Here is a 25676-nt window from a genome sequence, read left to right on the forward strand (position 1 = left end):
CCCGGCGCCGGCTGACGGTCCGCTTCGCTCGACCACGGCGCCCACCGGACACGACGGCGCGCCGGGCCGACCGGTGGGTCGACCCGGCGCGACAACACCGGTAAATCAGCCGCGGGCGACCTGGTACAGCCGCTCCGGGGTGACGGCGCCGGCGAGCACCCGGCCGTCGTCGGTGAGGAGCACGCTGAACAGCTTGCCGGCGAGCAGCCGACCGCTGCCCCAATCACCACTGACCGCCGTCAGCCCGCCGAGCAGCTTCGACACGTCGACGTCCGGCGTACCGGCCGGCTTGTCGCGGGCTGGCTTGTCGCCGGCCGGCTTCTCGGTGGCCGGCTTGCCGCCGACGGCCCCGTCGAGGCGGGCCACCAGCACGGTGGTCCAGCCGGTGCCCACGGCGCGTACCTGCGGATCACCCGCCGGCTTGGAGTGGTCGGGCCGGCCCGCGGGCCGCTGCTCGGCCGACTCCTCGGTGACGGTCACACCGGGCGGCGGGTTGAAGGTGAACTGGTCGGCGGCTGGGCGTTGGTAGTCGACCTGGGTGAAGGCCACCTCGAACGCCGGCTGGTCGCTGCCCGTGGCGAGCACCTCGAAGCGCAGCGGCACGTGCTGCTTGGCGTCGATGGCGATCCGTAGCTGGTGCACCAGCGAGTCCTTGTCGCGCGGCTGGAGCACCAGCTCGTACGCGTCCCGCCCGGCGACGGTCGCCGACCGGCCGACGCTGACCTCGGTGCTCGGGTCGACCGCGCGCAACGCCAGGTCGGCTGCCTCCTGCGGGGTTGCCGGCAGGCTCGGCGCCGCCTCGGGCGCCGGACCCCCGGCCATGGCGTCGCCCAGCGTGACGTGGCGGGCGGTGTTGCCGCGGCTCTCCCAGCTCCACACGTCCCGGCCGTTGCGGATGATGTCCTGCTCGCCGAGGGTGTCCAGCAGCGCCACCCGCTGCCGCTCCGGGCCGGAGTACCAGACCCGCAGGGTGTGCGTGCCGGTCAACAGGGTGGTCAGGTCGTTGCCGGGGACCAGCCCGACCAGCGGCGGCAGGCCGAGGTCGGCGCGCTGCACGACCGTGCCGGACAGCCCCTCCAGCCGGGAGGTCTGCAGGTCGACCAGAAGCTGGGCGGCGGTGCGCGGCGGCAGGCTCGGTTCGGCCTCGGCGGCGAACGTGCCGATCGCGGCGCCGCCACCGATGACGGCGACGGCGGCGGTCGCCGGGACCAGCCAGCGCAGGACGGGACGGCTTCTCAGAACGGACATGTGGTACCTCCTGCCGACCATCCTGCCCTCTCGGCGCTGTGAACACGCTGAGGACGCCGATCCGCCTGCTTTGACCCAGGTGGCACCCTTGAGTCGTGCGGTTGCTGGTGGTGGAGGACGAGGCCCGGTTGGCGGCTGCGCTGCAACGCGGGTTGCAGGCGGAGGGGTTCGCGGTGGACGTGGCGGCGACCGGCCCGGCCGGGTTGGACGCCGCCCGGCACGGCGGGTACGACGCGATGATCCTCGACGTGATGCTGCCCGGCCTGTCCGGTTACGAGCTGGTCCGGCGGCTGCGCGCGGAGGAGCACTGGCTGCCGGTGCTGATGCTCTCCGCGAAGGACGGCGAGTACGACCAGGCCGACGGCCTGGACTGCGGCGCCGACGACTACCTCACCAAGCCCTTCTCGTACGTGGTGCTGCTGGCTCGCCTGCGGGCGTTGCTGCGCCGGGGCGCGCCGGAACGCCCGGCGGTGCTGGCCGTCGGCGACCTGCGACTGGACCCGGCCCGGCGGCGGGTGACCCGGGCCGACGCCGAGGTGACGCTGACCGCGCGGGAGTTCGCGTTGCTGGACTACCTGATGCGTCGACCCGGCCAGGTGGTCTCCAAGATCGAGCTGCTGGACCACGTCTGGGACGCCAGCCTGGAGACCGCGCCGAACGCGGTCGAGGTGTATGTCGGCTACCTGCGTCGCAAGCTCGGCCGGGACCGGTTGGAGACCGTCCGGGGCGCCGGCTACCGGCTGGCGACGTGAGCACGCACGTGCCGGCCGACCTGACGGCCGGTGGGCCGACCGCGCCTGAGGCCGCCGCGCCGACCGCCGACCGCCGGGGGACCTCCGCCGGTCCGGCGACCTCGGGCGGTCCGGGGCGCGTCCGCCGGAACTGGCGCAGCCGGGTGCCGGTGCTCGGGCTGCGCGGCCGGCTCATGGCGATCGGGGTGCTCGGCCTCACCGTGGCGCTGGCCCTCGGCGGGGTGGTGCTGCTCGGCGCGCTCGGCTACGTGCTCCAGCGCACCGTGGACACCGAGGCGTTCCGGACCGCCGACGCCGTCGCCCTGCTCGCCGCCGAGGACGCGCTGCCCGACCCGCTGCCGGTGGCCGGTGGGCAGGTCCGCGTCCAGGTGATCGACACACAGGGGCGGATCCGGGCCGCCTCGATCGACGCGGACCGGCTGGTCCCGATGGTCCGCCCGGAGCGGCTGAACGGTGACCGCCGGCAGCGGCTGGAGGTGCAGGCGGAGCGGGTCGGGCTCGCCGGCCCGGTCCGGGTGGTCGCCGTACCGGCCGGCACCGCGGCCGACCCGCTCACCGTGCTGGTCGCCCGCTCGATGGCCGATGTGCGGCACAGCACGCACGTGGTCCGGACCATCCTGCTGGTGGCGTTCCCGCTGCTGGTGGCCGTGCTGGCCGCAGTGGCCTGGCGGGTGGTGGGCGCGACCCTGCGGCCGGTGGAGGCGCTGCGCCGGGGTGCCGAGGAGATCACCGGGCGGGCCGGGACCGGGCGACTGCCGGTGCCCGCCTCGGCCGACGAGATCCACCGGTTGGCGGTCACCCTCAACGGGATGCTGGGCCGGTTGGAGTCCGCCCGGGCCCGGCAGCGGGCGTTCGTCTCCGATGCGGCACACGAGTTGCGCAGCCCGTTGACCAACATCCGGACCGAGCTGGAGGTGGCCCAGCGCCTCGCCGGCCGGACGGACTGGACGGCGGTGACCGCCAACCTGCTCGCCGACACCGATCGGCTGAGCCGACTGGTCGACGACCTGCTGCTGCTGGCCCGCCTGGACGAGACGCCACCGGCCCGGGGGACCGGGCCGGTGGAGCTGGGCGCCCTGCTGACCGAGGTCGCAGGCCGGTACCCGTCGCCGCCGGTGCGGGTGGTGCCGCCGCCCGGCCCGCTGTGGACGGTCGCGAACGCCGACGAGCTGCGCCGGGTGTTGGCCAACCTGGTCGACAACGCGGTCCGGCACGCGTACGGCGCTGTTCTGCTCGCCGTGGAGGCGACACCGGCCAGGAACCAGGAGGCCGCGTACCACCTGGTGACGGTGACCGACGACGGCCCGGGGATTCCGGTGGCCGACCGGGACCGGGTCTTCGGCCGGTTCACCCGTCTGGACGACGGGCGGGCCCGCGACGACGGTGGGGCTGGCCTCGGCCTGGCCATCGTGTGGGAGCTGGTCCGCCGCGCCGGCGGCAGCATCACGCTGACCGACGGCGACGACCAGCAAGGCCTACGGGTACGTCTGCTGCTGCCGGCGTTGCCAACCGACGAGGAGCCACGGGCCGGCCGCTGACCGACGGGGCTCAGCACGCTCAGTGGCGGCGGGTGCAGACCTCGTCGGCGCTGGCCACGGTGTCGGTGGACCAGACGACGGCCACCGTGAAGCAGTAGTCGTTGGCGCGGTTGAGCGCGTAGACGACGAAGCTGGTGGCACCGGCGGGCAGCGTGGCGATGACGTTCTTACCCTGGCCGGCCCGGCCGGCGGAGACGACCACCGGCCCCTCACCACCGGCCGGGTAGGTCCAGCGCAGGGCGATGTTGTCCCGGTTGTCACGCAGGGCCACCGCGCCCGGTGGGGTGCCCGGCGCGGCCGTGGGCGGCGCCGCGCCGGAAGGGGAGGCACTGTTGCTGGCCGGCGCGCCCGTGCCGGTCGGGGAGGCGGTGCCCGGGCCGGGACGCTGGTCGTCCCCGTCGCCGACCCTCGCCACCCCGGCGATCACCGCCGCGGTGCCCAGCAGCACCACGACCACGCCGGCGACCAGCACCGGCACCAGCCGGTTGCGTCGCGGTGCCGGTGCCCGGTGCACGGGCACCGGCAGCAGCCGGGACGGTGTGTACGGCTCAAGCGGCGCGTACGGATCCGGCGGCGTGTACGCGCCGGGCGGCGTGTACGGCTCGGACGGCTGGTACGGCTCGCCTGGCCGGTGCAGCCGGTACACCCCCGACGCCTCTTCCGCGCCGCCCGCGAGCCCGACCACGGACGGGGGGACCGGTGTGTCGGTGGACTGGCGGGCGGGCTCGTCCGCCGGATCGGATGGCCACGTGAAGCCCACCGACCCACCCGGTTCGTCGGCCGGCGACCGAGGACTCGGCACCGCGCCGCCGCCGGCCACGCCCCCATGGCCGGCCAGCGCCTCATCGTCGCCGATGGCAGGGCCGGCCGCCGGATCGGCGTGCTGGGGCGGGGGAGCGGGTGGGTGATAGCCGGACCCGACCGCTCCGTCCCCGTGTGACGGGGCCCGGGCGGCCGGCACCACGGGGCTGTCCCGGGGCGTCTCGTCGGCGCAGGCGTGATCGGGGTTGGCCGCCGCCCGAGCCAGCGCCGCCACCTGCACGGCCAGCGGATCGTCGGCGGGAAGGTGCTGTCGGCACAGCTCGCGGGCCAGCGCCAGGTTGTCGTGCGCCTCGGCGAACTGCCCACAGTCGCGCTGCATCGCGCCGAGCCGGGCCAGCATCTTGATGCCGCTGGGATGCCCGTCGCCGTACACCTCGCGGTGCAGCTCCCAGGCGTCCTGGAGCCGGTCGCGGGCCACCGTGCACTGGCCGCGGGCGTACTCGACGGTGGCCAGGTCGGCGTGCGCGGCGAGCACCCGCAGCGACTCCGGGCCGTCCTGGGCGGTCAGCTCGATGATGACTTCCTGGTAGAGCCGGGCGGCCCGGGAGTGGCTGCCGACCCGGTGCAGCACCGCGGCCAGGGTCGCCGCGGCAGCCACGGTGCGCGGGTCGGAGCGGCCGTGCAACCGGGTGGTGGCCGCGTACGCGAAGGCGGCCCAACCCCGGGCGGAGTGCGGCTCGCCGAGCGCGACCAGCACCCGCGCCTGGAGGCTGGCGGCCTCGGCCAGCTCGGTAGTGGCGTTGGCCGGGCGCGGGTCGGCGTCGGTGAGCGCGTCGGAGAGCAGCCGCTGTGCGCCGGTCAGGTCGCCGGCGGACACGAGGTGGTGCGCCTGATCAGTCAGTTCGCCGAAGCCGGAGGGCACGCCCCATCGTGCTCATCCGACGACGGTAAGTACAAGACCCGCGCCCGTGTCGATCGGTCAGGATCTGCTCAGGTGCTCGGCCAGCGTCTCGCTGATCCGGCGCAGCTGGTCGACCTGGGCCGGGCTCAACGCGTCGAACAGGTGCCGGCGTACGCCCTCGACGTGGCCGGGGGCGGCAGCGGCGAGGGTGGCGAAGCCGGCGTCGGTGAGCAGTGCGACCTGCCCACGCCGGTCGGTGGCGCACTCCTCGCGGCGCACCCAGCCGGCCGCCTCCAACCGGGCCACGGCGTGCGAGAGTCGGCTCCGCGACGACCCGGTCGCCTCGGCCAGGTCACTCATCCGCAGTCGCCGGTCGGGGGCCTCGGAGAGCCGGACCAGGATCTCGTAGTACGCGTGCGGCATCCCCGCGTCGCGTTGCAGCTCGCGGTCGAGCGTGTCCATCAGCGCGCGGGAGGCGGTGAGGAACGCCCGCCAGGTGCGCTGCTCGTCGGAGTCCAGCCAGCGGGTCATGACCGTCATCATACCCGCAATGGTTGAGAGCTCAACTAAACCGCGCTAGCCTGGAGCCATGGGAATCCATCGACTCAACCACGCCGTCCTCTACGTCAGTGACCTCGCCCGTAGCGTCGCCTTCTACCGCGACGTGCTGGGCTTCCGCCCGGTGGCGATGACCCCGGACGGATTCCGGGGCGCCACCTTCCTCCAGGCCCCCGACTCGACCAACGACCACGACCTCGGCCTGTTCGAGATCGGCGCCGGCGCCGGGCGGTCGACCGCCGGCCGCGCCACCGTCGGGCTCTACCACCTGGCCTGGGAGGTGGACACCCTCGACGAGCTGGCCGCCACCGCCGAGCGGCTCTCGGCCGCCGGCGCTCTGGTCGGCACCTCGGACCACGGCACCACCAAGAGCCTCTACGGGCAGGACCCGGACGGCCTGGAGTTCGAGGTGGTCTGGCTGGTCCCGGCCGACCGGCTCGACGACGACGCGCTGGCCGCCCGCAAGCGGATCGGCCGGCTCGACCTGGCCGCCGAACGGCAGCGCTACGGCGGGCAGACCCGCGGCGGGGTGGGGATCTCCGTCCCGGCCTGACCGCTCGTAGGGTAGAACGGACCGATGTCGACCGACCGGACCACCGACTTCCTCCGCGAGCTGCTGGTCCGCCAGTTGACGACCTGGCTGCCCGCGGCCCTGCACCGCTCCAGGCGGGCCACCATCGCCCTCGCCTGGGCCGGTGACGACGCCGGCGGCGCCGAGGCCGCGCTGCGGGTGGTCGCCGGGCACGCCGACCAGGTGCGCGGCCGGCGGGTGACCGTGCTGGTGCTGGCCGACGGCGCCGCTGAGCTGCCGACCCGGCTCGGCCCGGTCGAGGCGGAACTGCCCGCCGAGGTCACCGTGCACCTGCTGCCGGGCGTCCCGGACCGGCTGCCGGTCGCGGTGAAGGCGGCCGGCGCCGCCGGCTCTCCGCTGTTCTGCTTCCTGGACCTGCCCGGCGCCGTGGCCCCGGAACTGGTCACCGCCGCGAGCAACGGCCGCACGGGGGAGCTGTTGCTGCACGCCGACAGCGGCACCCGCGACGCGCTGGTCGGCGCCGGCTTCCCGCTGGTCGCCGAGGTGGCGCCGGTGCTGCCCGACGGTGCGGCGGCGGGCGTGATCGCGTTCGGCAGCCGATCGGACCGGAGCCTGGAGGCCGTGCGCGACGCGCTCTGGGCCGTCGGCGCGGACCTCGACGTGCGCCTGTCCGACCCGGCCGACCCGGCGGGCGCGCCGGTCGACGTGGCCGGCGACCCCGACCCCGAGCCGCTGGCCCGCGAGCTGCTGGCCGAGCTGCGCCGGGGCGGGCCGCGGCCGGTCACCGAGCTACGCCGGCACACTCTCACCGCGACCGTCTACCGTGCCTCCGACGCCACCCGGGCACTCACCGCCCTGCTCGACGCGGGCGACGTGCGCCGCGAACGCGAGGCCGGCCGGCTGGCCGGCGACGAGATCATCAGTTCGACGCGCTGAGCGCGCCCAGCCGCCCCGGTCGGTGTCCGACCGCCCGCGGACGCCGAGCGGGGTGCCGGTGAATCACCGGCACCCCGCTCGACTCCCGGGACACTACGACCGGGACTTGTCCTGCTTCCAGGACAGCGGACCCGGCAGGTCGACCCGGTGCGCCCGAGCCCTGGAGTTCCAGGACCAACGCCCGATCTTGATGCTCCACGAGGAGAAGCCGTTCTCGGTGAAGTTCAGGATGATCGGACCGATCTTCTTGCGCTTGCGAAACATGAGGCCCATCGGAGGACTCCCCTCGTCACCGTTCCCTGCCGTGTCGAGATCGAACATTCCCGAACCGGTGAATTCCGAAACCCACTCGGTGTCCGGCATGGACGGTTGCCCGATGCGGCGTCGCGGTCTCCATTCCGGAGACGAGCTGCGGCCCGACGGCTCAGGCCGGGACGGGGTTCCGGTCCAGCGCGAGAACCCGGGTGACGCTGCCGTCCTCCTCGGTCACATCCTGCTGGTGGACGAAGCCGAGCTTGGCCAGCAGCCCGAGTGAGGCGTGGTTGGCGTCGGCCACCGTGGCGTACACCCGGGGCAGGTCGAGACGGTCGAAGCCGTACCGGACCAGCGCGGTGGCCAGCTCGGTGCCCAGGCCGCCACCCCACGCCGGCTTGGCGAGCGCGTAGACGAGCTCGTGGCCCTCGACGTCGTCGGTCCGCTTGATCTCGGCGTGCCCGACGTAGCGGCCGTCCCGACGGACCGCCCACACGTCGAAGAGGTCGTCGGCGTAGACCCGGCTGAACACCCGCCCGAACAGGTCGCCGGCGTCCGCCTCGGTCATCGGCCCGTCGCCCATGAACCGGCCCACCTCGGGGTCGGCGAGCAGCGCGACGAAGTCCTCGGCGTCGGCCGGTCGGTAGGGCTCCAGCAGCAGACGGTCGGTGCGCAGGGTGGGCGTGGGCATCAGCGGGGCTCCCAGGCGTCAGGCAGAGCGGTGAGCTTGCGGACGTGGGCCGGCAGCCGACCGCTGATGATCGCGGCGAGGCTCACCTCGTCGACCACCCGACGGACCGCGGCGCGTACCGCCACCCAGAGGCCGGGCAGGTTCTCCGCCGCGCCCTCGTACCGGGTCTCCTCCGGGCGCAGGCCGCGTACCCCGGCCAGCGGACCCTCCACGGCGCGCAGCACCGCGCCGACGGTCACCTCGCGCGGCGGACGGGCGAGCGTGTAGCCGCCCTCGGCGCCACGCTGGGCGCGGACGATGCCGGCCCGGCGCAGATCGGCCAGGACCGCCTCCAGGAACTTGCGGGGCATGTCCTGCTCCGCGGCGATGGCCTGGGTGGACAGCAGCGAGGGGTACGCGGTGGCGAGGCTCAGCGCCGCCCGTACCGCGTAGTCGCCGCGCGCGGAGATCTGCACCCTGCCATCATGCCCGGCTGGCGCCGATGCCCGGTCCCGCGGGCTGTCCGGGTGGGGCGGCGTGACCGCCGTTGGCCGGCTCGCCGGGGGCACCGGGGCGGAACCAGCCGGCATTGGCGGTCGCCGCTTCGGCCGGTGACCGGGGCCGGACCACCCGGGCGGCGGCCGGCTGGTCCCGGGCGGCCCGGAACGCGCCGGGGCTGAGCCCGATCTCCCGGGTGAAGAAGCGGCCGAAGTTGGTGGGTTCGGAGAAGCCCAGGTCCCGACCGATCCGGGCGATCGGCTCGTCGGTCGCGGCGAGCAGCCGTCCGGCCTGCAACGCGACCCGCTCGTCGATGACCTGCTTGGCGCTGCGCCCGGTGACGGCCAGGCAGGCCCGCGTCAGGGTCCGTACCGAGCAGCCGAGGGCGGCGGCGTAGTCCTCCACCCGCCGGGTGTACTGGTAGGCGTGCTCCACCTCGCGGCAGAACCGGTGGAACGTCTCGGCCTCGGGCCGGCCACCCGACCGGTCCCCGCCGGGCAGCGCCAGCCGCAGCAGCAGCACGGCGAGCTGGTGGCGGAGAAGGGCGCGGCCGGCGGGGGTGTCGCGGTGCCGCTGGCAGTCCACCGCCAGCTGGCTCACCTCGCTGATCACGGCGTCCTCGTCCTCGCCGGCCAGCTGCCGCCAGGTCGGCGGCGCGTCCGGGTCCACGTCGAGACCGCGCAGCGCCTCGGAATCCCAACCGACCACGGTGGCGTCGAACTGTGGGCCGGCGCAGCGCAGCACCTGGCCGGCGCGCACCCGCAGCAGCGTGCCGGGCCGGCACGGCAGCAGGTGGAAATCCAGCTCGGCGTCGCCGTGCCCACGGGTGGTGAGGATCAGCAGCTCCCGCTCGACGAACACCGGACGGAGCCAGCCCCGGTCGCCGGCCAGGTCGGCCAGCGCGAACGTGGCGATCTCGTCGGGGACGGGTGGCGCCGCTCCGATCATTGCCGCAGGAAGGGGACCGGTGGAGACCATCGCCTGCGACGGTAGCCCGAACCGCAGGTCACCGCATCCCGGCCACCGGCGGATCCGGCGCGCCGCCACGGGCTTGTCGCGGTCCCGGCGGCCGGGCTACGTTACCCGGCGGTAGCGCCGTCCGGTCTCCGGTCCGCCCGGCGCCCCGCCGGCCGCCCGCCGGACCGGCGGACCCGCCGACTCGCGATGGGATGGGCATGACGCAGCTGTTCTCGGTCGAAGGCAAGACGGTCCTGGTCACCGGCGGGTCGCGGGGGATCGGTCTGATGATCGCCCAGGGCTTCGTCCGGGCCGGCGCGCAGGTGATCATCTCGTCCCGCAAGGCGGACGTCTGCGAGGCGGTCGCCAAGGAACTCTCCGCCGAGGGGCGCTGCGAGGCGATCCCGGCCGACCTGGGCGCCGACGCCGGGGCCGAGTCGCTGGCCGCTGCCGTGCGGGAGAGCTTCCCCCGCCTCGACGTGCTGGTCAACAATGCCGGCGCGACCTGGGGCGCCCCGCTGGAAAGCTACCCGGAGGCCGCGTTCGACAAGCTCTGGGCGGTCAACGTCAAGGCCGTCTTCCGGCTGACCACCGCGCTGCTGCCGGCGCTGCGCGCCGCCGCCAGCGCCGACGACCCGGCCCGCGTGATCAACATCGGGTCGATCGACGGCATCCGGGTGCCGTGGATGGAGGTGTACGCGTACTCGGCCACCAAGGCGGCCGTGCACATGCTCACCCGCAGCCTGGCCCACCATTTGGCCGGCGAGCAGATCACCGTCAACGCGATCGCGCCCGGCCCGTTCGAGAGCAAGATGATGGCGTTCGCCCTGAACGACCCGGCGAGCCGGGCCAGCATCGAGCAGCAGGTGCCGCTGGGCCGCATCGGGCGCCCGGAGGACATGGCCGGCACGGCCATCTACCTCTCCTCCCGGGCCGGCGCGTACCTCACCGGCGCGGTCATCCCGGTCGACGGCGGCATCACCACGCACGGCTGAGCACCGGCCGACCCGGAGCGGGCAGGCCCGCGTACTCCCGGGGTGTGCCGGAGCCGCGCGGTCGGCAGATCCGCGCGGCCCCGTCATGGCCGGTGTTGCCCGTTCGGGCGGTGGTCAGCGACCGGCGAGCAGCCGGTTCACCGCCGTGTCGACGTCCAGGTGCTCGGCCTCGCGGCCGCGCGGGACGACGACGTAGGTCCGTCGAAGGAAACGCACCAGGACGCTGCGCGGCACCTCGAAGAGGGCGTTGCCGTCCGGTGACGACAGGGCCAGCGCGACGAAGTCGCCGCGCGGGGTGGCCCAGGGCCAGACCCGCACATCACCGATGCCGGCTGGCTCGTCTAGGCCGGTGACGAGCAGTTCGCGAGCGAAGGACCAACTCACCGCCTCGCCGCCAGCTGATTCGGCATGGAACAGGACATGGACCGCATACGGGTCAGCAGGGTCGTAACGCAGACTGGCACGCACCGGCAATGCGGTGGCGTCAGGTGCGACGAGCCTTAGCGACGTCTCGACCTCTACGGTCGTCGGTCGGATGACACTCATGGACGTTCTCCCCCCGGCACCGCTGCGGAACGCGCGTGTCCCGCTTTTCCCATACTCAGGTGCTACTCCTGGCTACGCTCCGCCATACGCTGACTTCACCCAGTGGTGGGAAGGGGGACGGAAAGGCCGCGTGAATGTGAGGATTCATGTAGGATTTCCGGTTCTGCCCAGTGCGTGATCCCGCCCGGCATCGGGTGGCTCAGTCGTCGACTTACTCCGGTAACGTCCAGTCGGCCGTTGCAGTGACGGGCCCGAGCGACACTGGGGGGTGAAATGGTCGCGAAGCGATCCTCAGTGGATCCGGCAGCGGCGTCCGGTCCGCCGAACGTCGCGGTCCGAGCAGCCGAAAAGCGGGGGTACGCAGTGCCAATGGAGCAGCCCGAGCGGTCCGGTCGGCCGGCGTCCGAGCCCGGCCGTCCCGGTGCCGGAGAAGCGGGCCGTTCTGGCGCCGTTGGCACGGGCCGTGCCGTCCGGGACGGGGCCGGTCGTGCCGGTGGCCTCCTCGTGGTGGCGGACCCGCCGCGGCGCCCCAACTGGCGGGAGCGGATCTCCACCACCCTCGACCTGATCCGGGCCAACCCCACCGGCCGGATCACCCTCAAGATCTTCATTGCGATCGCCGGGGCGTTGGTCGTGACCATCGGCATCGCCCTCATCCCGCTACCCGGGCCGGGCTGGCTGCTGGTCATCGCCGGGCTCGGCATCTGGGCCGTCGAATACCACTGGGCCCGCCGGCTGCTCGGCTTCACCCGCCGACACGTGCACGGCTGGACCAACTGGGCGAAACGCCAGTCGCTGCCGGTGCGAATCGTGCTCGGCTCCGTCGGCCTGGTCTTCGTGGCCGTGGTGGTGTGGCTGTCACTCAAGTACAGCCTCGGCATCGACGTGGTGGCCGCCGCGATGCACTACCTCGCGACGCACTGACCCCGGATTTCCGGTCTGGTTCCACGATCGGGTAGAGTCAGTGGCGCTGAGGGCGATTAGCTCAGTGGGAGAGCGCTTCGTTCACACCGAAGAGGTCGCTGGTTCGATACCAGCATCGCCCACCGTAAGTATTTGCAGGTACGAAGCCCGTTACCGGAGTAGCCGGTAACGGGCTTCGCTGTATGTGCGGCTTACGTTGGGAGCAGTTGGGGAGCAGCGGCGGAGGTGGCGGTCCCGGTCGGGTCATTGCTGGCGATCCGATTGACCGCCCTCATGTGCGACGCCGCCACCGGGGAAACCGGGCCCAGTACGCCGATCGGGCCGCTTGCCGATGCCTACACCTTCGGGCGCAACGCCTGCAGTACGTTCGTGCGGCGGCGCGACTCTCCGATCGTCGCGCGCGCTTCGCGGATAGCTGCTTGCGTCCGCGAAACGCTATCCCGTTGGTGGGTCAGGTCGGCCTCGATGCCGAGATTCTTGGACTCCGCCCGCCATTCCGGGTGGGCCGCCTCCAGCCAGGCCCTCGCCTCCTCGGCGATCTGACGCGACCGCTCATAGAACGGATGCTCCGACTTGAATGGAGCCCAGGCGACACCGCCGGGCGTGAGGTCGTACACGTCCAGGAAGGTCCACGACCATTTGCTTGTGGTGTTGGTTGCCTCGGCGGTGCGTTTCCCGGGCGGTTTAAGCACATACTCCTTCGCAGGCGCTACGCCACGCATAATCTGTGGCGCGGCCCATGCCCAGTCGCGATCGCGATCGCCCTGCCGGTCCGGGCCGGCATTAAGCACATAACGATCCTCGATGAGTTCGGTGGAACGAACCGTGGTCCACTCGGTGAAATAGGGCTCGGCGGGGTCAACCTTCCCCCGCCCGGCGACCCACGTCCTCCAGTCGATACATGCGGGCTCGACGCTGATGGCCAGCGGATGTCCCACTGAGCTCGTCCACGTGTAGACCGTTGCCTTCTTGGCCATGCGCCGACTCCTCACGTTCTGGGGGACGTTGCAGATACTGCCTGATCGGTGCGACATACACGGCCCGGGGACCCGTGGAGCAGGCCCGCGATCCCCGGCGCGACGCGGACGAAGACACCGAACGGCACCACCTTTGACGACCGGCCCGGACAGCACCTCACCAACCTGGTCCGCGAACTGGACCAGCGGGTCCTCCTGCAACGCTTTCAGCGACAGCCGCACCCTTTGAGACGCACGAAGACGCCGAATTTGTGGATCTCCGAGACAATTCCGCGCACCACCGTCGCCGCGCTGCGGCTGACGTCCAGACACGGCAGAACTCTGTAGCCGAGATGGCGATCTGCGGCTCCTGACCAGGTACACGATTATCCGCTGACGGCTCCGCTCGGGGGCCGTTCGACGCCGTGGCGTCGGCGATGCCTGGCGTCCCGGACAAGGGTCAGGGCGATGACGAGAAGGCCGAGCAGGGCGACGACGGCATTGGCAGCCGTGAGGAACACGGCCTCGCCATGGGTGGCGTGGTCGAGGTGGGTCACGTGGTAGAAGAAGTGGGGTATGGCGAAGGTCGAGAAGGCCGCCGCCGCGGGGATGGTGAACACGGCTCGAGGTGCGACGAACGCTATGCCGAGGACGACGGCGAGGCCGAGGGTGGCTCCGCCGAAGTCTCGCGCGTAGTGCTCGCTGAATGGCGGGGTGAGGGCGACGGTCGGAAAGTTCTTGTAGAAGCTCTCGGGAAAGGCCTGGTTCCAGAACCCGACGACGAGTTCGTCGAGGAAGAGAACGGCTAGGGCGATCCGGATCAGCGCGGTCACCGCAGAGCCTCGGGTGCGGTCTTCTGGCGTGACGGGTGTCGGGCGAGGACGACGGGCTCGTGGCCGGCAGCCCCAACGGTGTCGACGACGCGTATTCCGACACAGCCGGTCCCGCCGGCTACCGCGATACGCACTGAGTTACCTCCCGATCCACGTCAGCCGCGACCCTGCAGTGGCGCGTCGCCCGGTCCGGGCGCCGGTGCGAAAGGGACATCAACCGTTGTGCCATCACTGTTGGTCCTACCTATCTGACTTCCCGCCAAGGCCAAAGTTCAGCAAAACGCCTAAAACGTGGAATGCTCACGCGCGCTCGGCGCCGAGGCCGGCGAGCTACGCCTGCCGGCGGTGTAGACACCGCGTGAAAGCGTCATGATCGCGAGAAGGAGAGCGAGTACGGCCACGCCCGCGGCGGCGTAGAACGCGACCACTCCACCGTGGGTGACCCGGGCTCGGAACGGGTTCGCCGCGGCGGCAGCCGCCGCGCCCGCTCCCACGGTGAACGCGGCCGTGCCGGCCACCGGGTGTCCATCGGTGACGGTTGCTCGCCAGCTGATCTCGTACCCGCCGTCGGGCATACCCGCATCCACCGGCTGGACCAACGTCGCGCCTCTGACGGCCGGTCGACCGCCGGCCCAGTCCGTTCCCGTGCGGTCCATGATCGTGACGGTGCTGTCCGGGGTGATCGCGGCGGCGAACACCACCTCAACCCGGCGCGGGGCAGTCGGAAGCGCGGCACCGTCCGCCGGCGTGATCGAGTGCGTCGCGCCGTGGGCGAACACCGGGGTCGGCGCGACCGCCAGCGGGAGACCAGCAGCGAGCCCGACCGTGACGATCAACCCGAGGGTACGACGAATGAGAGGTGCCCGGCCGGTGCCGGGCTCGCCGGTCACGCCCTCGGCGACACGTCCGTACATGGCATGCTCCCTTCGCCGCCGCCGACCGCGGCGTCCGAAAGTGGGACCGAGCTGCGCCGCGATTCGTGACAGCAGGGCTGGCCGCTCGGCGGCCTGTCACGAATCGGAGAGCTGCTCGGTCCGAACCGGTGACAGCACGCCCACCACCGGCGATGGGCATCCGACGCGCCCAGCTCCGTCGGCTGGCACCCCTGAGGCGACAGCTCGGACGCCGGGCCGGGACAGCGCAAGGAGCAACAACTCGTGACCATCATCATCCGCATCGCATTGGCGATCTTGTTCGTCGACAACGCCATGGTCGGGCTCTGGAACGCGATCTGGCCGGCGAGCTTCTACACGAACTTCCCGACGGTGGACCTCACGCCGCCGTTCAGTGAGCACTACGCGCGGGACTTCGGCAGCGCATCACTGGCGATCGCGTTGCTGCTGGGCATCGCGGCGGTCAAACCCAAGGCCCACTTCGTCATCCCCGCCGCGGCGGCCTACTCGATCTTCGGGGTGCCGCACTTCTTCTACCACCTCGCCAACATGGAGAACGCCACCATCGGTGAGGCGATTCTCCTCACCACCGGAAACGCGGCCGTGGCGCTCGTCGGCCTGGTGATCATCCTGCTTACGGTGCTGCGTGACCGCCGAGCGGCTCGGCTCGGCTTCGCGCCGGCTCTGGCCGCCCACTGGGAGAAGTGATGGTTCCCGAATCCCGCCGGCCACCTCGGTCGGCCGCGCTACCCAGCGCGTTCTGCGCGGTCGTCGCCGAACGACGCCTCCTCGAGAACATCGCACACCGCCTGCTCGGCTCAGCCGCGGCGGCGGAGTACGCGGTACAGGAAACATACGTCCGCTGGTACACGATGCGGGACGACGAACAGGACAGCATCGACAGCCCGGTCACCTGGCTCATCGGCACGCTCGTGCGGATCTGTGTCGATCTACTTGAATCGGCCCCTCGCCGTACCGACGGCCAGACCGTCCACCGAGCAGGTCACCCCACTCTTGCGGGCCCGGTGCCCCGACGATGGCGTGCCTGGCGTGACGCGCCGACGCTGTAGTACGGCCGTGCGGGGTATCCACATGTGCGCCGGTGCTCAGCGACAGCGGCGATATCGGCAGTGGATTGCGCTCATCCGCACATCCGAGGATAGAAGGGACGAGGCGTCAGTCATGGCAGGGCTAGGGAAAGAGGGGACACTGCTCGACGCCCTCGGGGTGTTCGACGCGGTCCGTCCCCGGCTCTTCGGCATCGCCTACCGGATGCTCGGCAGCGTCACGGAGGCGGAGGACGTCGTGCAGGACGCCTGGCTCCGGTGGCAGCAGACCGATCGCAGTCAGGTACGGGACCCGATCGGCTTCTTGATCACGACCACCTCTCGAGTCGCTCTGAACGCCGCGACATCGGCTCGCGCCCGCCGCGAGCTCTATCCCGGGCCGTGGCTACCCGAGCCCGTCGACACGTCCGCCGATCCGATGTTCCAGGCCGAACGGAACGAGTCGCTCGAACTTGCCGTGCTGCTCCTGTTGGAACGGCTCACCCCGGCCGAGCGAGCGGTGTACGTGCTGCACGAGGCGTTCGACTACCCGTTCCGGCTGGTTGGCGAGGTACTCGGCATCAGTGAGGCGAACGCGCGGCAGCTCGGCCGACGCGCCCGGATGCACCTGGCCCAGGAGCGGCGCGGTCCGGTCGCCCGCGCGGAGCACGGCCGTCTGCTGCGTGCATTCCTCACCGCCGCCCGATCCGGAGACCTGACCCAGCTCGAGAAACTGCTCGCCGAGACAGCCGTTTCCTACGCCGACGACGGCGGCACCGTCCGGGCCGCACAGGTGCCCATCGTCGGACGCGACAACGTGGCGCGTTACATCCTGGGACTGGTCCGCAAGTTCGGGAGCGACCTCTCGTTGGAGATCGTCGAATCCAACAACCAGGCCGCGATCCTCCTGTCGCGGGCAGGAACCGCCGTCGGGTTGGTCACCGTCGACGCCTCACCCGACGGTATCGAACGAGTGTTGATCATCCTCAACCCGCAGAAGCTGAACCAGTTCCAGCGATAACAGTCGGTGTCGAGGCGAATCACATGACCGCATTTAGTGTGCGGCGGTTCAGCGGCGGCTGCCCGTCGATTGGCTGACTGCCTGAGTCGTCGTCGACACGTCGCGCCGGCCGCACGGATGGGATCGTTGGCGGATGGCGGAGTCACTCGACCTGCATCTGGAGTTCGATCGGGGTGCGGGGTTCCCGGGTCGTTCGCTGGAGAGTGCGCTACGAGAGAGCATTCGGACCGGCCGGTTGCGGGCCGGGTCGCGTCTGCCCGGGAGCCGGAGCCTGGCCACTGACCTGGGCCTGGCCCGGGGCACGGTGGTGCAGGCGTACGCGCAGCTGGTGGCGGAAGGGTGGCTGGTGTCGGCGCCCGGCTCGGGCACCCGGGTCGCGGACGTACGCCATGATCTGCCCGACTCGCGGCGGAAACCACGGCCGTCGACGGCGTCCGGGTCGGCCATCGAGTTGCGGCCGGGAATTCCTGATCTCGCTTCGTTTCCGCGCGCGGCCTGGGCCGGCAGCGTCCGCCGGGCGCTGGCGACGGCGTCGCGCGGCACGCTGGACTACCCCGAGCCGACGGGGCTGCCCGCGTTGCGGGCGGCGTTGGCCGGGTATCTCGCGCGTACTCGCGGGGTGCGCTGCGACCCGGACGCTGTGGTGATCACCGCGGGATTCACCCAGGGTCTGTCCCTGCTGGCGCGGGCGCTGCACAGGCGCGGCGTACGCGCCATCGCCACCGAGAATCCCGGCCTGGCCCACCACCGCATGGTGCTCCGTGCTGCGGGCCTGACGGTCACCCCGCTCACCGTCGGCGCGGGCGGAGCCGACCCGGACGAGGCGGCGGGCCAGGCCGCGCTGCTCACCCCGGCGCACCAGCATCCGACCGGGGTGGTGCTCGCCCCGCAGCACCGCTACCAGTTCATCGCCTGGGCGCGGGAGCACGACGCGTTCCTGATTGAGGACGACTACGACGGGGAGTTTCGCTACGACCAGCGGCCGGTCGGCGCGATGCAGGCGCTGGCGCCAGAGCGGATCGTGTACGCCGGCAGCACGAGCAAGTCGCTGGCGCCGGGCGTGCGCCTGGGCTGGTTCGTTGTTCCCGAGCCCCTGCGCCGCGACCTTGCTGACGTGATCCTGGAGGCCGGCGCCGCGGTCTCGTCGATCGACCAGCTGGCGATGACCGACCTGCTCACGCAGGGCCACTACGACCGACACATCCGCCGCATGCGCCTGACCTACCGGCGCCGCCGGGCCGAGCTGGCCGACCGCCTGGCCGAGGTGACCACCACCCCACTGGAGGGCATCGCGGCTGGCGTGCACGCACTGCTGCCGCTGACCTCGGCGACGCACGAGCGCGGGCTGATCCGGGCCGGACACCGCCAAGGCCTGCACCTGACGGGCCTGTTCAGCAGTGGCTACTGGCACGATCCGGCGGATGAGCGGCAGGCAGCGGCCCTGATCCTCGGATACGCGGCGCCGCCAGCACACGACTGGAAGGCGGCGCTGACCGGACTTGGCCAACTGGTCCATCAGACCCGTTGCTGAGTGGTCCATTCCGTTGGTCCGGGCGGAGTTACGTTCGATGCATGCAGACCATGAAAATCGGGAACAACGAGCTCGTCTTGCTCGGCACGGCCATGCCGCCGGAGCTGCCGAAGGGCTCGCACGTGATGACGGCGACGATCGAACTGCCGCCGGGCGACCCCGGCTCGCCGCCGCACCGGCACTCCGGGCCGGTCTTCGGCTACATGCTCGAAGGCGAGATGATCTTCGAGCTGGAGGGCGAGCCGGAACGGGTGATCAAGGCCGGCGAGTCGTTCTGGGAGCCAGGCGGCGACGTCATCCACTACCAGGCCGCCAACAACCTGCCCGACCGGGTGAGCAAGTTCCTGGTCGTCATGGTGTGCGCGCCTGGCCAGGAGATGCTGGTGCTGGTCAGCCCCGAGGAACTCGAACAGCGCAAGGATCGCCGCGCGTCCCGCGAAACTGACGGAGAAGCCTGATCATGCGTATCCTTCTCGCCGGTTCGACCGGCGTCATCGGCCGTCGGCTCGAGCCGCTCCTGACCGCCCAGGGGCATGAGGTCGCCGGGCTGGCCCGCAACGGCGCGGTCGCCGTTGACGTTCTCGACCGGGAAGCGGTGGTGGCCGCCGTCCGCTCCGTCCGGCCAGACGTGGTGATGCACCAGTTGACCAGTCTGAGCACGGGCGACTTCGCTGCCAATTCGCGGCTGCGCCGGGTCGGGACCCGCAACCTGGTCGACGCGGCGCTCGCTGCCGGGGTACGCCGGATCGTGGCGCAGAGCATCGCCTGGGCGTACGAGCCGGGCGCCGAGCCCGCGCCCGAGAACACGGCGCTTGACCTCGGCGCCCCCGAACCGCGGCAGACCAGTGTGGCCGGTGTCGCCGCGCTCGAGTCCGCCGTACAGGAAGCACCCGAGTGGATCGTGCTGCGGTACGGCACCCTCTACGGTCCGGGCACCTGGTACGCCCGGGACGGCCAAATGGCTCAGTTCGCCGCTGCCGGCAAGGTCCCCGCTGACGCGGACGTGAGCAGCCTGCTGCATGTCGACGACGCCGTCGCCGCCGCGCTCGCCGCCCTGGACTGGCCGTCCGGCGCGGTCAACATCTGCGACGACGAGCCCACCCCGGCCGCGAAGTGGGTGCCCGCGTTCTGCGCGGCGGCGGGGGTCGCGGCCCCGGCGGTGACCGAGGGCGAGCGGCACGGCTGGGCGCGGGGAGCGAGCAACCACTACGCCCGCAAGCACCTCGGCTGGACCCCGAATTATCCCTCCTGGCGAGGGGGATTCGCCGTCCTGTGAGCCGTCCGCCCGCCTTCCGCCGCGCTGCGCAGCATCCGCCCCGCGCCGCGCTTGCCCGGACTCGGCGGAAGGTCGCTGTGGAGCCGCGGGGCGGGCAGCGCCGCTGACACGCCCCGTTCGAGGGTCCATCATGGAGCGTGAGCGCGGTGTACCGTCGCCGCATGACGGTGCTGCAGGAGTTTGTCGCCGCTCTTTCCAGCGGCCGGATCCAGGTTGTCGACCTCACCGCTCCGCTCTCGGACCAGACCCCGATCCTGGGTCTGCCCGAGCAGTTCGGCCAGACCTGGCCGTTCCGGCTCAGCGAGATCAGCCGGTACGACGACCGCGGTCCGGCCTGGTACTGGAACAACTTCTCCACCGGCGAGCACACCGGCACCCATTTCGACGCCCCGGTGCACTGGGTCACCGGTCAACAGGGCGCGGACGTGTCGCAGGTCCCGGTGAGCCAGTTGATCGCCCCGGCGGTGGTGATCGACCACGCCGCCGACGCCGTCGACGACCCTGACTTCCTGCTCGAGGTCGAGCACATCAAGGCGTGGGAGGCGGAACACGGTGCCCTGCCCGCCGGTGGCTGGCTGCTCTACCGCACCGGTTGGGACGCGTACAGCGACGACCCGGAGCGGTACGCCAACGCCGGGCGTACCCCGGGCATCTCCGTCGAGTGCGCCCGCTGGCTGGCCGAGGAGTCGCCGATCCAGGGCGTCGGGGTGGAGACGGTCGGCACCGACGCGGGCGCCGCGCATTCGTTCGACCCGCCGTTCCCGTGCCACTCGTTCCTGCTCGGCCAGGAAAAGTACGGCCTGACCCAGCTACGTAACCTGGCGCAACTGCCGGCGACCGGCGCGGTGGTGATCGCCGGACCACTGCCGATCGTCTCCGGGTCCGGCAGCCCGTGCCGGGTCCTCGCGCTGGTCGAACGGTAGGACCGGGCCGCAGATGCGGGTATCCGAGGTGGTCGGGCGGGTTCTGTACGGACACGGCGCGCGGTACGTCTTCGGGGTGGTCGGCAGCGGCAACTTCCATGTCACGAACGCGCTTGTGGCGGCCGGCGCCCGGTTCGTGGCGGCGGCCCACGAGGGCGGCGCGGCGAGCATGGCGGACGGGTACGCCCGCACCTCCGGGACGGCGGGCCTGCTCTCGGTGCACCAGGGTCCGGGCGTCACCAACGCGCTGACCGGCCTCACCGAGGCCGCGAAGAGCCGTACCCCGATGGTGGTCCTGGCCCCGGAGGCGACCGAGCCCCGGTCGAACTTCTTCATCGACCTGCCGGCGCTCGCCACCTCGGTCGGGGCCGACTTCCACCGGGTACGCGCGACGCACGCGGCCGAGGACGCGGGTGCGGCGTACCGCGCCGCTGCCCGGGGCGCGACGGTCGTGCTGGGCCTCCCGTTGGAGGTGCAGCGCACAGTGACCGAACCGTGGTCCGGCCCGGTCCCTGCGGTCGCGCCGCCCCCGGCCACCGCCCCGCAGGTCGAGCCGTTGCTGGCCGCGCTCCAGGCCGCACGTCGACCGGTCTTCATCGCGGGTCGGGGCGCCAGGGCGGCCCGGGAACCGCTGACCCGGCTCGCCGATGCGTGCGGCGCGCTGCTCGCGGTCTCGGCCGCGGCGAAGGGACTGTTCGCCGGGAACCCGTGGAACATCGACGTGGCCGGCGGCTTCGCCACCCCGCTCGCCGCCGAGCTGATCGGCGCGGCGGACCTGGTCGTCGCCTGGGGCAGCACGCTGAACATGTGGACCACCCGGCACGGCGAGCTGATCCCGCCCTCCGCCGTCGTCGTCCAGGTAGACCACGACCCGGCCGCGTTCGGGGTGAACCGCCCGGTCGACCTGACGGTGGCCGGCGAGGTGGCGGCGGTCGCCGAGGCGGTGCTCGGTCGGCTGGGCGCCGGCTCCACGGGGCCCGTGGATGCCGGGACCGGCGGCTGGCGTACGCCGGAGCTGGCACAACGGATTCGCGACCACGGCCGGTGGCGGACGGTCCCGTATCGGGACGAGAGTGGGTCGGCGCGGGCCGGCGCCCCGGCGACGATCGACCCGAGGACGCTCTCGGCCGTCCTGGACGACCTGCTGCCGCCCGACCGGACGGTGGTGGTCGACTCCGGCAACTTCATGGGCTACCCGTCGATGTGGCTCGACGTGCCGGACGTGGCCGGATTCTGTTTCACCCAGGCGTTCCAGTCGATCGGGCTCGGCCTGGCCAGTGCGCTCGGCGCGGCGGTCGCCCGGCCGGACCGGCTCACCGTCGCCGCGGTCGGCGACGGTGGCTTCGTCATGTCCGCGACCGAACTGGTCACCGCCGTCCGGCTGGCGCTACCCCTCCTCGTGGTGATCTACGACGACGCGGCGTACGGCGCCGAGGTGCACCACTTCGGCCCGGACGGGCACCCGTTGGAGACGGTCACCTTCCCCGAGACCGACCTGGCCGCGATCGCCCGTGGTTACGGCTGCGACGGGTTGACCGTCCGGACCGTCGACGATCTCGGGCCGGTACGCCGCTGGCTCGCTGGTCCCCGTACCCGGCCGCTGGTAATCGACGCCAAGGTCTGCGCCGCGCGCGGCTCATGGTGGCTCGAGGAGGCGTTCCGTGGCCACTGAGCCACCGCCGTGCGTACGGCGTCCCGGCCGCTGGGTCGACGAGCGCATGACCCGCGGCTGGCCGGTTCCCGCCGCCCGCCGCTCGGCGAATGGCAGGGTGATGTCCATGAACAGGAAGCACGTCGCCGATTGGCTCGCCGCCTACGAGCAGGTTTGGCGGACGCCGGGCACGGACGCGCTGGTCACGCTCTTCACCGAGGATGCGACCTACCAGCAGGGGCCGTACTGGACGCCTGTCGCCGGCCTGCCGGCCATCGCCCGGATGTGGGAAGAGCAGCGCAACGGTCCCGACGAGGTATTCCAGATGACCAGGGAGATCGTCGCAGTCGACGGCGACACGGCGGTGTCGCGCCAGGAGGTCCGCTACGGCGACCCGGTCAACCAGGAGTACCGCGACCTGTGGATCATGCGATTCGCGGACGACGGACGTTGCCGGTCGTTCGAGGAGTGGCCGTTCTGGCCGGGACAGCAGCCGGCTGCGGCTCCGGACGGTTCGTGACCCGAGGACCTCGTACACCTCCGAGGTTCTACTTGCCCCCACCGGCCGAACCTGGCGTCGTACACGCGGTGGGGGCAGGCGCGATCGCCTGCCCCCACCGGTCGGTCTGGTTCCGTTAGCCCAGGTACTTCTCCCACGGGCCGGTGATGGCCAGGGTGAGGCCGGGGTCCTGCATGTTGACGAAGAGCACCTTGCCGTCGGCGGTGAAGGTCGGTCCGCAGAACTCTGAGTCGTTGAGCTGGTTGCGGGCGATCGCGTACGTCGGGCCGCCCGGGACGGTGCTGAGCACGTGGGAGGCGCCCGAGCCGTCCTCAGCGAGCACGAGGCTTCCCCACGGGGTGACGGTCACGTTGTCCGGGCCGTCGAAGGTGAGGTCGTTGTACCGGACCGGCGTCCCCTCCTCCGAGGCGGTCTGGTGCGGGAAGTACGTCACGAGCTGGATGGTTTGGGCCTCGTAGTTGTAGAACCAGACCATGCCATCGTGCGGAGCCGCGTCCGCCGGCAGGTCACCGTCGTCCCAGGCGTAGGAGTTGACCACGTATACGCCCTCGTCGGTGCCCCACACGCCCTCGAACTTGCGTCCGCGCGTGACCTGGCCATCGGTGAACTGCTCGCGCACGGGCTTGTTCCGCGCGTCGCGGTCGGGCACCTCGATCCACCGTACGGGGAAGGGCCGGCCCAGCTGAGCGGAGGTCAGGTAGGCGACGTCCGGCAGCACCGAGCCGTCGTCCATGATGATCTGCATGGCGGCGAGGACGCCGGCGTTCGGTGCGAGGCGGGTGAGCACGCCGGGACCGAGCTTGACGCCGCGCGGCGCCGTCCAACGGTAGAAGAGGCCGTTGGGCCCGTCGGCATCTTCGGAGAGGTAGACGCTGGTCCGGTCCTTGTCGACCGCCAGGGCCTCGTGGGAGTAGCGGCCCAGGCACTTGATCGGCCGCGGGTCCGCGCTGCCGTCGGCCGAGACCTCGAAGACGTAGCCGTGATCCTTCTGGTAGACGCCGGACCGGCCGCCCTCTTCCCATTCGTCGCCGGCGCGGTCCTCGGTCTCCTCACAGGTGAGCCAGGTCCCCCAGGGGGCCGGCCCGCCGGCGCAGTTGGAGATGGTGCCGGAGAGGGCGACGAACTCACCCAGGTTCCGCCCCGCACGGTCCGTCTTGATCACCGTGCAACCGCCGGCGTCGACGGCGCCCGAGTCGTACACCGTGCCCTTGACGTGCGGTACGCCGAACTCGGCGCCCGGGTCGATCTCGTGGTTCTGGATCAGGGTGTAACGGCCGTGTCCGGCGTCGTAGACGGCCATGCCGTCGTGGTCGGCCGGGGTCATGCCCTGGCCGCGGTCGAGCCGGGTGACACCGGTCCGGGTGACCACGGTGTAGCTGAAGCCCTCGGGCAGGGCCAGGATGCCGTCGGGGTCGTCCACGAGCGGCGGGAAGGGCACGTGGCCGGCCTTGACCGGCGGGTGAGGCCGGCCCGGGTTGGCCTGCGCCAGGGACGGCAGGCCGCCGGCGACGACAAGGCCTACGCCGGCGGCGGCGCCGCCAGCGAGAAAGGTACGACGAGAGGAAGGCACGTGGATCAGCTCCTGGTCCAGACAAGTGCGACGATCGACAGCCAACTCCTGCGGACAGACACCGACAGGTCGCCTAGGGGATCGATTGGTGACATCGGAGTGAAGAATCAGCGCCACTCCCGCATCGCCAGGCCGGCGGCCTACCGCCTCCGAGAAACACGGCCGCCCTCGTGGGTCAGCAGGTGTGACCGTTTGTGGTGCGGGCCGGAGGGTAGTTGGGTGGTTATGACCAGCCCTGAGCAGAGTCAGCAGGAGAGAGCCCTCGAGACCGGCGAGGTGTATCAGGACGCCGAGGGACGCCGAACGACCGACCCGGGCTCCGGGGCGGCGCACGCCGAAAGTGAAGCCGACCGCAACGCGGAGCACCTGAAGCGGGGCGAGGTTGGGCCGCGCGTCCCGGAGGAGTAGCCCGGTCCGTCCGGCAGTGCATGTTCAAAACCTGCGTGACCCCGAGCAACGAGGGGCGCGGCTACGTGCTGCACCGCCGATAGAAGGAGCGCTTGGGCGATGAGCGCTACCGCCTCCTGAACCGTGTGTCGCTCGGCCGGCCGCTGGTGGTCGGAAGCAAAGATGCACCCTCGTACGTCCGCTATCAGTCGGTGGTGCGGATGCCACGGGAGCGCCGGAGCGCGTTGACCCCGGAGTCCGGCCTGTGCCCCCTCAGATTGGGGCAGGCAGCGAGACCATCGGGGTATGAACAACGCCGGCGGTGACAGTGTTTTGCGCTGTCACCGCCGGCGCGGGTGCTTCTCCTGGTTCGGTTAGCTGGTGCCGAAGTACGGCCAGTACGGCAGTTTCTCCGACGTGTACCGGTCGTAGTTCCCGGCGTACCTGTAGGGCACACCGGCCCAGTCCTCGCCGAAGTCGACATCGACGGCCCAGACCGGCGCCGGGGCGTCGTCGTACACCGTCTGATGAGTGCACCCGCCGGAGGCCTTGAACTTGCTGACCTCTTCGCTGGAGTTCGAACCGTACTTCAACAGGACGCGGGCGATCACGCCCCGCCCGTTGGCGAGCCTGTCCCAGACGCAGGCCGTCACCTCGACGTTGTACGTACCGTCCCCCGGGGTGTACCAGTACTCGACAAAGAGCTGGTATTCGCCGATCTTCTGGTTGCTGGAGTTATACATGGGCACGGGCACGTTCCCCGTGCCCTTGTAGCCCGAATAGTGCCGCAGCGCGCTGTTGTTGGGCAGGTTCGACACGGCGAACGCGGTCGACGGGGCAAGGAGGGCCACCACCGTTGCGATGACCGCCGCGATGCCGGCCTTGCGCAAAATTCTCTTCATCGCGCGATCATGGACGGACCGTCCCGGTCCTGTCGATCTCGTTGCGCTGTAGCGCAAACTCACCGGTCAGGCATCCGAAGTTCTGGTCAAGCGGCAAG

General features: G+C 71.7%; 28 protein-coding genes and 1 tRNA gene. 16 read left to right on the forward strand and 13 right to left on the reverse strand.

Translation table 11 applies throughout. The features are described from left to right. Nucleotides 1–105 precede the first annotated feature (105 nt). Nucleotides 106–1248, reverse strand: a complete 1143-nt coding sequence (locus tag ACWD6N_RS18915; protein ID WP_354962995.1) for a LolA family protein — start codon at nucleotides 1246–1248, stop codon at nucleotides 106–108. 95 nt (nucleotides 1249–1343) lie between these two features. Between ACWD6N_RS18915 and ACWD6N_RS18920 the strand changes: the two genes are divergently transcribed. Further along, on the forward strand, nucleotides 1344–2000 hold the full coding sequence (locus ACWD6N_RS18920) for a response regulator transcription factor (RefSeq protein WP_354962994.1): 657 nt from the start codon (nucleotides 1344–1346) through the stop codon (nucleotides 1998–2000). 173 nt (nucleotides 2001–2173) lie between these two features. Continuing rightward, nucleotides 2174–3538: a sensor histidine kinase gene (locus tag ACWD6N_RS18925; RefSeq protein WP_354963301.1), complete on the forward strand. Its 1365-nt coding sequence runs from the start codon at nucleotides 2174–2176 to the stop codon at nucleotides 3536–3538. 19 nt (nucleotides 3539–3557) lie between these two features. Here ACWD6N_RS18925 and ACWD6N_RS18930 read toward each other — a convergent pair whose 3' ends face one another. Together ACWD6N_RS18930 and ACWD6N_RS18935 are read right to left on the reverse strand one after the other, a co-directional pair. Next, nucleotides 3558–5222 (reverse strand): tetratricopeptide repeat protein, encoded by a 1665-nt coding sequence (locus ACWD6N_RS18930; protein WP_450005000.1) that lies wholly within the window; start codon nucleotides 5220–5222, stop codon nucleotides 3558–3560. Nucleotides 5223–5279: 57 nt separating this feature from the next. Continuing rightward, nucleotides 5280–5741, reverse strand: coding sequence for a MarR family winged helix-turn-helix transcriptional regulator (locus ACWD6N_RS18935; RefSeq protein ID WP_354963300.1), 462 nt, complete (start codon nucleotides 5739–5741; stop codon nucleotides 5280–5282). A 49-nt stretch (nucleotides 5742–5790) separates the two neighbouring features. On the opposite strand from ACWD6N_RS18935, the gene ACWD6N_RS18940 reads away from it, so the two are divergent. Both ACWD6N_RS18940 and ACWD6N_RS18945 read left to right on the forward strand, forming a co-directional pair. Then, entirely contained in the window at nucleotides 5791–6312 is a 522-nt protein-coding gene (locus tag ACWD6N_RS18940) for a VOC family protein (RefSeq protein WP_074318189.1), read from the forward strand. Between the two features lie 24 nt (nucleotides 6313–6336). Then, a complete protein-coding gene (locus tag ACWD6N_RS18945; RefSeq protein WP_354962992.1) occupies nucleotides 6337–7227 on the forward strand; it encodes a hypothetical protein in 891 nt (296 codons plus the stop codon). A 93-nt stretch (nucleotides 7228–7320) separates the two neighbouring features. On the opposite strand, the gene ACWD6N_RS18950 is transcribed toward ACWD6N_RS18945, so the two are convergent. The 4 genes from ACWD6N_RS18950 to ACWD6N_RS18965 all read right to left on the reverse strand — a co-directional run bounded on the left by ACWD6N_RS18950 (nucleotide 7321) and on the right by ACWD6N_RS18965 (nucleotide 9595). Further along, the gene (locus ACWD6N_RS18950) at nucleotides 7321–7500 is read right to left on the reverse strand and encodes a DUF4236 domain-containing protein (protein ID WP_089016974.1); all 180 of its coding nucleotides are present in this window, start codon (nucleotides 7498–7500) and stop codon (nucleotides 7321–7323) included. 151 nt (nucleotides 7501–7651) lie between these two features. Then, nucleotides 7652–8170: a GNAT family N-acetyltransferase gene (locus ACWD6N_RS18955; RefSeq protein ID WP_354962991.1), complete on the reverse strand. Its 519-nt coding sequence runs from the start codon at nucleotides 8168–8170 to the stop codon at nucleotides 7652–7654. Next, nucleotides 8170–8625, reverse strand: a complete 456-nt coding sequence (locus ACWD6N_RS18960) for an RrF2 family transcriptional regulator (RefSeq protein WP_354962990.1) — start codon at nucleotides 8623–8625, stop codon at nucleotides 8170–8172. Before ACWD6N_RS18960 ends, ACWD6N_RS18955 begins: the two co-directional genes overlap by 1 nt. A 7-nt stretch (nucleotides 8626–8632) precedes the next feature. Further along, nucleotides 8633–9595: a helix-turn-helix transcriptional regulator gene (locus tag ACWD6N_RS18965; protein WP_354962989.1), complete on the reverse strand. Its 963-nt coding sequence runs from the start codon at nucleotides 9593–9595 to the stop codon at nucleotides 8633–8635. A 227-nt stretch (nucleotides 9596–9822) separates the two neighbouring features. Between ACWD6N_RS18965 and ACWD6N_RS18970 the strand changes: the two genes are divergently transcribed. After that, nucleotides 9823–10599 (forward strand): glucose 1-dehydrogenase, encoded by a 777-nt coding sequence (locus ACWD6N_RS18970; RefSeq protein WP_354962988.1) that lies wholly within the window; start codon nucleotides 9823–9825, stop codon nucleotides 10597–10599. Between the two features lie 114 nt (nucleotides 10600–10713). Here the strand turns inward: ACWD6N_RS18970 and ACWD6N_RS18975 are convergent, their stop codons facing one another. Beyond that, nucleotides 10714–11145: an SsgA family sporulation/cell division regulator gene (locus ACWD6N_RS18975; RefSeq protein WP_007457244.1), complete on the reverse strand. Its 432-nt coding sequence runs from the start codon at nucleotides 11143–11145 to the stop codon at nucleotides 10714–10716. Between the two features lie 294 nt (nucleotides 11146–11439). On the opposite strand from ACWD6N_RS18975, the gene ACWD6N_RS18980 reads away from it, so the two are divergent. Both ACWD6N_RS18980 and ACWD6N_RS18985 read left to right on the forward strand, forming a co-directional pair. Beyond that, the gene (locus ACWD6N_RS18980; RefSeq protein ID WP_387325204.1) at nucleotides 11440–12069 is read left to right on the forward strand and encodes a TIGR02611 family protein; all 630 of its coding nucleotides are present in this window, start codon (nucleotides 11440–11442) and stop codon (nucleotides 12067–12069) included. Nucleotides 12070–12119: 50 nt separating this feature from the next. After that, nucleotides 12120–12191, forward strand: a tRNA-Val gene (locus ACWD6N_RS18985). A 213-nt stretch (nucleotides 12192–12404) separates the two neighbouring features. Here ACWD6N_RS18985 and ACWD6N_RS18990 read toward each other — a convergent pair. The 3 genes from ACWD6N_RS18990 to ACWD6N_RS19000 form a co-directional block, all read right to left on the reverse strand. Continuing rightward, the gene (locus tag ACWD6N_RS18990) at nucleotides 12405–13046 is read right to left on the reverse strand and encodes a hypothetical protein (RefSeq protein WP_354962986.1); all 642 of its coding nucleotides are present in this window, start codon (nucleotides 13044–13046) and stop codon (nucleotides 12405–12407) included. A gap of 365 nt (nucleotides 13047–13411) precedes the next feature. Then, nucleotides 13412–13858 carry a hypothetical protein gene (locus ACWD6N_RS18995; protein WP_354962985.1) on the reverse strand — a complete coding sequence of 149 codons (447 nt, stop codon included), beginning with the start codon at nucleotides 13856–13858 and terminating at the stop codon, nucleotides 13412–13414. A gap of 284 nt (nucleotides 13859–14142) precedes the next feature. Continuing rightward, nucleotides 14143–14772 (reverse strand): copper resistance CopC family protein, encoded by a 630-nt coding sequence (locus ACWD6N_RS19000; protein ID WP_354962984.1) that lies wholly within the window; start codon nucleotides 14770–14772, stop codon nucleotides 14143–14145. Between the two features lie 243 nt (nucleotides 14773–15015). Here ACWD6N_RS19000 and ACWD6N_RS19005 point away from each other — a divergent pair, with 243 nt between their 5' ends. From ACWD6N_RS19005 to ACWD6N_RS19045, 9 genes are all read left to right on the forward strand, one after another. After that, entirely contained in the window at nucleotides 15016–15459 is a 444-nt protein-coding gene (locus ACWD6N_RS19005) for a hypothetical protein (RefSeq protein WP_354962983.1), read from the forward strand. Continuing rightward, entirely contained in the window at nucleotides 15459–15821 is a 363-nt protein-coding gene (locus ACWD6N_RS19010) for a sigma factor (protein WP_354962982.1), read from the forward strand. Before ACWD6N_RS19005 ends, ACWD6N_RS19010 begins: the two co-directional genes overlap by 1 nt. Nucleotides 15822–15933: 112 nt before the next feature. Then, the gene (sigJ, locus tag ACWD6N_RS19015; protein WP_354962981.1) at nucleotides 15934–16818 is read left to right on the forward strand and encodes an RNA polymerase sigma factor SigJ; all 885 of its coding nucleotides are present in this window, start codon (nucleotides 15934–15936) and stop codon (nucleotides 16816–16818) included. A gap of 133 nt (nucleotides 16819–16951) precedes the next feature. Further along, on the forward strand, nucleotides 16952–18349 hold the full coding sequence (gene pdxR, locus ACWD6N_RS19020; protein WP_354962980.1) for a MocR-like pyridoxine biosynthesis transcription factor PdxR: 1398 nt from the start codon (nucleotides 16952–16954) through the stop codon (nucleotides 18347–18349). A 41-nt stretch (nucleotides 18350–18390) separates the two neighbouring features. Beyond that, nucleotides 18391–18807 carry a cupin domain-containing protein gene (locus ACWD6N_RS19025; protein WP_354962979.1) on the forward strand — a complete coding sequence of 139 codons (417 nt, stop codon included), beginning with the start codon at nucleotides 18391–18393 and terminating at the stop codon, nucleotides 18805–18807. 2 nt (nucleotides 18808–18809) lie between these two features. After that, complete coding sequence (locus ACWD6N_RS19030) at nucleotides 18810–19625, forward strand: NAD-dependent epimerase/dehydratase family protein (protein WP_354962978.1); 816 nt, start codon at nucleotides 18810–18812, stop codon at nucleotides 19623–19625. 161 nt (nucleotides 19626–19786) lie between these two features. Beyond that, entirely contained in the window at nucleotides 19787–20548 is a 762-nt protein-coding gene (locus ACWD6N_RS19035; RefSeq protein WP_354962977.1) for a cyclase family protein, read from the forward strand. A gap of 13 nt (nucleotides 20549–20561) precedes the next feature. Then, a complete protein-coding gene (locus ACWD6N_RS19040; protein WP_354962976.1) occupies nucleotides 20562–22220 on the forward strand; it encodes a thiamine pyrophosphate-binding protein in 1659 nt (552 codons plus the stop codon). 106 nt (nucleotides 22221–22326) lie between these two features. After that, nucleotides 22327–22719: a YybH family protein gene (locus ACWD6N_RS19045; protein ID WP_354962975.1), complete on the forward strand. Its 393-nt coding sequence runs from the start codon at nucleotides 22327–22329 to the stop codon at nucleotides 22717–22719. 115 nt (nucleotides 22720–22834) lie between these two features. Here ACWD6N_RS19045 and ACWD6N_RS19050 read toward each other — a convergent pair whose 3' ends face one another. Both ACWD6N_RS19050 and ACWD6N_RS19055 read right to left on the reverse strand, forming a co-directional pair. Further along, nucleotides 22835–24289 (reverse strand): alkaline phosphatase PhoX, encoded by a 1455-nt coding sequence (locus tag ACWD6N_RS19050; RefSeq protein ID WP_354962974.1) that lies wholly within the window; start codon nucleotides 24287–24289, stop codon nucleotides 22835–22837. Between the two features lie 761 nt (nucleotides 24290–25050). Then, the gene (locus ACWD6N_RS19055) at nucleotides 25051–25578 is read right to left on the reverse strand and encodes a hypothetical protein (protein ID WP_354962973.1); all 528 of its coding nucleotides are present in this window, start codon (nucleotides 25576–25578) and stop codon (nucleotides 25051–25053) included. Nucleotides 25579–25676: the final 98 nt, after the last annotated feature.

It is taken from the genome of Micromonospora sp. NPDC005163 (assembly GCF_053599835.1).